This window comes from Actinomadura bangladeshensis (assembly GCF_004348335.1).
Lineage (GTDB): Bacteria > Actinomycetota > Actinomycetes > Streptosporangiales > Streptosporangiaceae > Spirillospora > Spirillospora bangladeshensis.
On the sequence record NZ_SMJW01000384.1, the window covers coordinates 1 to 5276 of the forward strand.

Consider the following 5276-nt stretch of genomic DNA (forward strand, 5'->3'; position numbering starts at 1 on the left):
GCCGCCGCCCCCGCCACCCTCGCCGCGCCCGCCTCGTCCACGGCCTCCACTCAGTGCGCCGACCAGCCCGCGCAGGCCCGCGTCCGGGCCGGCGCCCACGTCGCCGAACGGAACCAGCCGAGCGCGGCCAAGGTCGCCGCGATGGAGAAGGACTTCCAGAACCGCGTCAGCAAGCTCAAGACGATGCGGGCGGCCGCGTCCATCACCGTCCGGGTGCACTTCCAGGTCGTCTACGGCAGTGCGGGGAACGTCTCCGACTCGACGCTCCAGCAACAGCTCTCCGTGCTCAACAACGCCTACGCCGGAAGCGGCGTCACGTTCACCCTGGCAGAGATCAAGCGGACGAAGAACGCGTCCTGGTTCTCCGACCCCGAGGGCTACGAGCGCCAGATGAAGAACTCCCTGCACGTGGGCAACGCGCAGGACCTCAACATCTACACCGCCGACCTGGGGAGCAGCCTCCTCGGCTGGGCCACGTTCCCGAGCAGCTACCGCTCCCAGCCCTCAATGGACGGCGTCGTCATCCACTACCAGAGCCTGCCGGGCGGCTCTCTGGGCAACTACAACGAAGGCGACACCGCCACCCACGAGGTGGGTCACTGGATGGGCCTTTACCACACGTTCCAGGGCGGCTGCAGCGGCCAGGGCGACCGGGTCTCCGACACCCCCGCCGAGCAGAGCCCCGCCTCGGGCTGCCCCACCGGCCGCGACACGTGCTCGGCCCCGGGCAGCGACCCGATCCACAACTTCATGGACTACAGCTACGACTCGTGCATGTACGAGTTCACCCCGGGCCAGAGCGCCCGCATGCAGTCCCAGTGGGCCGCCTACCGCGCCTGACCCAGCCTTCCCAAGAGCCCACCGCGGCCCCCACCGCGGTGGGCTCTCCGCATCCGAGATGCGAAGGGCGCCCAGGCCGACGGCGCCCTAGACCTCCACGGCGCTATGGCTGCCGTCGACTTATCCACAGAATCGCGTTCCAGTTCCATGACCCGCACGCCGCCCCGACCATGGAACTCGGTCGGCCCGTCGCAGGGGACGGCGGGCCGACCACCCGGCGGCGGGATCCGCTGCCGGCAGGGACGTCGATCGGGGGCGGAGCGTGTCAGGTGATGTCGACGATGGGCAGTTTCAGGGCGGCCGGGGCCGTGGCCGGGACGGCCGGGTTCTTCGGAGAGACGGGGGTGATGCGGCGATACGGGGTCCCCAGGGCCGGGCGCGGGTCGTCCTCGGCGCGGTTCGGCCAGAACGACATGGCGCGTTCGGCCTGGGCCGTGATGGTGAGGGACGGGTTGACGCCCAGGTTGGCGGAGACGGCGGAGCCGTCCACGATGTGCAGGCCGGGGTGCCCGTAGACGCGGTGGTAGGCGTCGATCACGCCGGAGTCCGCGGAGTCGCCGATGGCGCAGCCGCCGAGGAAGTGGGCGGTCATCGGGACGTCGAACAGGTCGCCCCAGGTGCCGCCCGCGATGCCGCCGATCTCCTCGGCGATCCGGCGGGTGGCCTCGTGCCCCTCGGGGATCCAGGTCGGGTTCGGCTCCCCGTGCCCGGCGGAGGCGCGGACGTCCCACCCGAACGGACCCTTCTTCGGCCGCAGCGTGATCGAGTTGTCGCGGGTCTGCATGACCAGCGCGATGACCGTCCGCTCCGACCAGTGCCGGACGTCGAACAGCTGGACGAGGTCGCGGGGGCGGCGCACGACCTCGCGCGCGAACTTCAGGAGCCGGGGCCTGTGCTTCTCACCGGGACGGTCCCCGTCGATGAGGAGGGTCTGCAGCCCGGCGAGGAGGTTGGAGCCCCGCCCGTAGCGGACGGGCTCGACGTGCGTGTCCGGGGCCGGGTGGAACGACGAGGTGATCGCCACGCCCTCGGAGAAGTCGGGGCCCGGCCTGCCGTTACCGCGCCCGCCGCCGAGGATCGCCTCGGAGTTCGTGCGGGTCAGGGCGCCGAGCCGCTCCGACAGGCGCGGCAGCGCACCGGTCGTCTTCAGCTTGTGCAGCAGCTTCTGCGTCCCGTACGTCCCGGCCGCGAACACCACCTGCCCGGTGGTGAGCGTCTTGCGGTTGCGGCCGAACGAGCCGGTCCGGACGATCTCGACCTCGTACCCGCCGCCCGGCAGCGGCCTGACCGAGGTGACGCGGCTGAGCGGCATCACCCGGGCGCCGGCCTTCTCCGCGAGGTACAGGTAGTTCTCCGTGAGCATGTTCTTCGCGCCGTGGCGGCAGCCCACCATGCACTCGCCGCACTCCAGGCAGCCGCGCCGGCGCGGGCCCGCCCCGCCGAAGTAGGGGTCGGCGCTCTCGACCCCGGCGCCGCACCCGAAGTAGACGCCGACCGGGGTCTTGACGAACGTGTCGCCCTTGCCCATCCGGTCGGCGACCTTCTTCATGACCTTGTCGGCCTCGGTCGTGGTGGGGTTCTGGACGACGCCCAGCATCCGCTTGGCCTGCTCGTAGTAGGGCGCGAGCTCGTCCTGCCAGTCGGTGATGTGCGCCCACTGCCGGTCCTTGAAGAACGGCTCCGGCGGGACGTACAGCGTGTTGGCGTAGTTCAGCGACCCGCCGCCCACGCCCGCCCCGGCGAGCACCAGCACCCGGCTCGACTTCGCGCCCCGGATCAGGTGCATCCGCTGGATGCCGGTCAGGCCCAGCGCCGGCGCCCACAGGTAGCGGCCGACGCGCCAGTTCGTCTTGGGCAGCTCCGGATACCGCGACCCCGGCGCACCCGACGGGTTCGTGTCGAAGCGGCGGCCCGCCTCGATCACGCCGACCTTGTAGCCCTTCTCCGTCAGCCGCAGCGCCGACACGCTGCCGCCGAACCCCGATCCGACGACGAGCACGTCGAAGTCATGCTTCACGGACGATCCCTACTTGATGTGCAGCTTCTTCATGAGCTTGATCCCGGACGCCATGTAGTCGGCGAACTTGTCGTACCCGATGGCGCCCGGAGGTTCGAGGTCCATGAAGTGCTGGCTCGCGACGGTCTGCACCTCGGTGAACTTCAGCAGGCCCTCCGCCCCGTGGCGGCGTCCCACGCCGGACTGCTTCATCCCGCCCATCGGCGAGTCGTAGGAGGCGAACGCGGCGCCGTACCCGTCGTTGACGTTGACGGTCCCGGCCTGGATGCGGGACGCGAGGCGGCGGCCCCGCGCGGCGTTCTTCGTCCACACCGACGCGTTCAGCCCGTAGGCGGTGTCGTTGGCGCGGGCGACGACCTCGTCCTCGTCCCGGTACTTGTAGACCGAGACGACGGGACCGAACGTCTCGTTCGCGCACAGGTCCATGTCGCCGGTGACGTCCGCGAGGATCGTCGGCTCGTAGAACAGCGGGCCGACGTCGGGCCGGGCCTTGCCGCCGGCCAGGACGGTCGCGCCCTCCTTCACGGCCTGGTCGACGTGCCGCGTCACCGCGTCCAGCTGCCGCTCGAAGGTCAGCGAGCCCATCTCGGCGTCGAAGTCGAGGCCGGTGCCGAGCTTCATGCCCTCGACCAGCTCCACGAACCGGGGGACGAACCGGTCGTAGATGTCCTCGTGCACGTACAGCCGCTCGATCGAGATGCACAGCTGCCCGGCGTTGGTGAAGCACGCGCGGACGGCGCCGCGCGCGGTCCGCTCCACGTCGGCGTCCGCCATGACGATCATGGGGTTCTTGCCGCCGAGCTCCAGCGAGTAGCCGACCAGCCGGGGCGCGACCTTCTCGGCGATGGCCTTGCCGCCGCGCGTCGACCCGGTGAACGAGACGTAGTCGGCCTCCTCCACCAGCGGGTCGCCGATCTCGGCCGGCTCCCCGACGACGATCTGCCACAGGTCCTTGGGCAGCCCGAGCGAGACCAGCAGGTCCAGCACCCACAGGCTGGACAGGCACGTCTGGGTGTCCGGCTTGTGGATCACCGCGTTGCCCGCCATGAGCGCCGGCGCGATGTCGCTCGCCCCCAGCGCGAACGGGTAGTTCCACGGCGCGATCAGCGCCACGACGCCCTTCGGGTGCCGCAGCTCCTGCACGCGCGTCAGCCCGGGCATCATGCCCTGCCGGCGCTTCGGCTTCAGCAGCTTCGGGGCCCGCCGCGCGTAGTACAGCGAGCACAGCGCCACGTCGAGGAACTCCTCCATCGCGTGGCGGCGCGCCTTGCCGGTCTCCAGCTGGATGATGTCGAGGATCTCCTCGCGCCGGTCGACCAGCGCGTCCGCCAGCCGCAGGAACGGCTTGACCCGCTCCGCCGCCGGCCGCGCCGCCCAGGCCCGCTGCGCCTCCCTGGCGCGCTCATGGGCCTTGCGGACGTCGTCGGCGCTGGAGAGCGGAACGGTCGCGAGGGGCTCGCCGGTGAACGGGCTGGGGATCGTCGCACTGTCGGAGCCGCCCGAGACGACGCGGGCGGTCAGCCGCTCGATCAGGGTCTGGGAGAGCTGCGTGCCTTTGGCAGGGACCGTCGGGGATGCCATGCACGCAGGGTATGACCACCTGCCCATTTTGGCTACCCGCAAGTAACGCGCTACATGCGGTGATATGCCCCACGTGGACCCGCTATCTCCGTCCCCCACTGACAACCGGCGGGCGAACGGAGCGTTCCAATCCGTCCGGACTTGTGCAACTTCCAGACTGACCATGGCGACCCGGTGTATTTCGAAGGGAAGCATCTGACCGGTCACGGAGAGGGAGTGAAGCGCGAATGACGGACGCCCACGGCGGCACGCGGCCCGAGGCCGGCATGGGGGGCGGCCCGCGCCCGTCCGGCGGCGGTTCCCGGCCGCGCCGGGACCGGCGTGAGCAGACCCGCACCGCGCTGCTCGCGGCGGCCGAACGCCTCTGGGCCGAACGCGGCATCCACGGCGCCTCCCTGGACGACATCGCGGCGGCCGCCGGCCTCACCAAGGGCGCCGTCTACTCCAACTTCGCGGGCAAGACCGACCTGCTGCTCGCCCTGATGGAGCGCATCACCAGCGACCGCACCCGCCCCGACGTCTGCGACGAACTCCGCACCGCCGGCGAGGACACCGACCGAACCGGCCGCTCGTCCCACCGCCAGGACACCGCGGACGGCCCCCGCCGCCTCGCCCTCCTCCTCGTCGAGTTCTGGCTCTACGGCATGCGCGACTACGCCGCCGGCTGGCGCATCGCCGACTGGTACGCCGAGCGCCGCGCCCAGTTGGCCGCCGAACTCGAACCGGCGGACGGCATAGCCCCCGCCGACCGAGCCACCCTGACCCTGGCCCTCGACGTCGGCCTGGCCTTCCAACACCTCCTGGACCCCGCCAGAGTCCCCGCCGACCTCTACACCAC

4 protein-coding genes are annotated in these 5276 nt (G+C 71.2%); 2 read left to right on the forward strand and 2 right to left on the reverse strand.

Annotated features, from left to right (window positions below; translation table 11 throughout):
• The coding region (locus E1284_RS38155) for a zinc metalloprotease (protein WP_207924197.1) at window positions 1-840 on the forward strand (840 nt) is incomplete at its 5' end.
• Window positions 841-1105: 265 nt separating this feature from the next.
• Here the strand turns inward: E1284_RS38155 and E1284_RS38160 are convergent.
• Both E1284_RS38160 and E1284_RS38165 read right to left on the reverse strand, forming a co-directional pair.
• Window positions 1106-2857, reverse strand: coding sequence for a GMC oxidoreductase (locus E1284_RS38160; RefSeq protein ID WP_131945012.1), 1752 nt, complete (start codon window positions 2855-2857; stop codon window positions 1106-1108).
• A 9-nt stretch (window positions 2858-2866) separates the two neighbouring features.
• Complete coding sequence (locus E1284_RS38165; RefSeq protein ID WP_131945013.1) at window positions 2867-4438, reverse strand: succinic semialdehyde dehydrogenase; 1572 nt, start codon at window positions 4436-4438, stop codon at window positions 2867-2869.
• Window positions 4439-4665: 227 nt separating this feature from the next.
• Here E1284_RS38165 and E1284_RS38170 point away from each other — a divergent pair.
• Window positions 4666-5276: TetR/AcrR family transcriptional regulator (locus E1284_RS38170; protein ID WP_243715000.1), on the forward strand; the 611-nt coding region annotated here is incomplete at its 3' end.